The sequence below is a fragment of the Novosphingobium beihaiense genome, from assembly GCF_022832375.1.
GTDB classification, from domain to species: Bacteria; Pseudomonadota; Alphaproteobacteria; order Sphingomonadales; family Sphingomonadaceae; genus Novosphingobium; species Novosphingobium beihaiensis.
The window spans coordinates 1-2508 of the sequence record NZ_JALHLG010000092.1 but is presented as its reverse complement, the minus strand read 5'-3'; the positions used below and the strand labels follow the sequence as shown (position 1 = coordinate 2508).

Annotated in this window: 1 protein-coding gene; it reads left to right on the top strand. The window is 62.0% G+C overall.

From position 1 onward, the window contains the following. Positions 1-2454: TonB-dependent receptor (locus tag MTR66_RS21060; RefSeq protein ID WP_243924691.1), on the top strand; the 2454-nt coding region annotated here is incomplete at its 5' end. Positions 2455-2508: the final 54 nt, after the last annotated feature.

Genomic DNA, 2508 nt, shown 5'->3' with positions numbered 1-2508 from the left:
CAGACAGACGCATCGAATTCCGGCGGTGTTGGCGAGATTGTCGTCACCGCGACCAAACGTTCCGAAAGCCTCCAGAAGGTTCCGATCGCCGTTCAGGCGATGGGCGGAGAGACGCTTTCGCAGCTGGGTGTCACCAACACCACTGACATCATTGCCCAGATGCCGAACGTCACGGCGGGCGGCGGCGGCCCGGGCCAGAATACGATCTACATCCGCGGCCTCGCCTCGACGACCCCGAACCTGACGACGGCCGGGATCTCCGGCCTTGCGCCGAACGTTGCGACGTATCTCGACGAACAGCCGCTGTCGCAGCCGGGCCGCAACCTCGATGTCTATGCCGCCGATCTCGCCCGCGTCGAGGTGCTGGCAGGCCCGCAGGGCACGCTGTTCGGGGCCAGCAGCCAGGCCGGTGTGGTGCGCTTCATCACCAACGATCCCAAGCTCGGCTCGTTCGAAGGCTCGGTGAAGGCCGGCGTTGCCTTCACCAAGGGCGGCGACATGAGCGTCAATGCCCAGAGCGTCATGAACCTGCCCGTTACCGATACGCTGGCCGTGCGCAGCGTCGTCTATATCGACCATCAGGGCGGCTATATCGACAATGTGCACGGCACGCGCAGCGTGGCCGACAATCCCAAGTATGGCGGCGTTGTTCCCCCGGGCGTGACGATGCTGCAGGCGGATAACTCCACGCTGGTCGAGGACAATATCAACTCGGCCGAGTACCGCGGCTTCCGCGTCACCGCGCTGTGGGAACCGCTTCCGGACTGGTCGCTGAAGGTCGCCCATACCCGCCAGGGGCTGGAGACCGACGGCGTCTTCTCCGAAGATCCCACGCTGGGCGATTACAAGATCCAGCGCTTCACGCCGGAGAAGACGAAGGACAACTTCAGCAACACCGCATGGACGGTCGAAGGGCGCCTCGGCGCGCTCGAAATGGTCTATACCGGTTCCTATCTGGAGCGCGAGACCAAGCAGCGGGTGGACTATACCGATTACCTGTTCACCGGCCCGTACATCCCTTACTATCTGTGCGATGTCTCGGTCGTTTATCCCAGCTATGTCGGGGCGACCGATCCGGCCGGAACCTGTCAGGCCCCCAATCTCTACGTGAATTCCAACTCGAAGCTGACCGGCTTCACCCAGGAACTGCGCTTCAACACCCCGGCCGAGAACCGCTTCCGGGTGACGGCAGGCGGGTTTTACAGCAACCAGATCCTGAAAGAGCGCAACGACTTCGTCTATCCCGGCTCCATCCAGACGCTGGGCGCGGACGGGGTGACGACCGGCTTCCTGCCGAACTATCCTTTGACCAACACCTCGGTCACCGGAGAAATCGGCAGTGCGGCTCCCGGTTACTACAGCGATCCGGGCCCGTTCCCGGCAGGCGTCATCTTCCGCAACGATGCCAAGCGCACCGACAAGCAGTTCGGTTTCTTTGGCGAAGCCAGCTTCGATGTCGTTCCCGACGTGCTCACGGCCACATTCGGTGCGCGTTACTACAATGTGTCCAACGATCTGGAAGGCAGCGCGAACTCGTCGTTCGGCAACCGCATCTCGGTGCCGGGCGGTATCGGCACGGTTGACCGCCAGCTCTACGGCACCAACCTCAGCCAGAAGTACTCGGGCAACAACCCCGGCATTCCCGGCAAGTTCAAAGAAGATGGCGTGATCTTCAAGGGGACGGTCTCCGTCACCCCCGTGCGCAACGTCATGTTCTATGCGACGTATTCGGAAGGTTTCCGCCCGGGGCTGCTGAACCGTCCCGGCGGGGCGGTCTCCAAGACGGGGACGTACACCGTGCCCTATGCGGTCGATTCCGATACGGTCACCAATTACGAAATCGGCTGGAAGACGAAGCTGTTCGACAATCAGCTCATTTTCAACGGCAGCGCGTTCTATGTGAAGGTGAAGGGGCTGCAGACCAGCATCCTCGATCCCAACATCACCAACCTGTTCTTCTCGGACAACGCGGCTGATGCGCGCACGCAGGGCATCGAGGGCGAATTCACGTTCGCGCCTTATGCGGTGGAAGGGCTTACCCTGTCGGGGGCTTTCTCCTTCATCGACACCAAGATCACCAGGAAGCTGGTGCCGACCGACTATGTGCGCGTGGGGGATGATCTTGCCTATGCGCCCAAGTTCCAGGGCAACCTGCGCGCTCGCTACGAGTGGGATCTGGGCAGCAGCGGGCTGCGGGCCCATGTCATGCCGGGCATGATCCACTCGGGCTCCAAGCAGTCTGACGTGATCGTTCCCAACCGCACCTTGCTGAAAGGCTACACCACGTTCAGCCTTGCGGCCGGTGTCGCGAAGGACAACTGGTCCATCGAACTGTTCGGCGACAACCTGACCAACAAGGCCGCACAGACCGGCGGCGATGCCGTGTTCAAGGTCAAGCGCGCCGTCGTCGCACGCCCCCTCACCGTCGGCATGCGCGTCTCGTTCAACTATTGAATCTAAAACCACTTCCAAGGATAAACGAAGGGGGCGCCCACAGGGCGCCCCCTT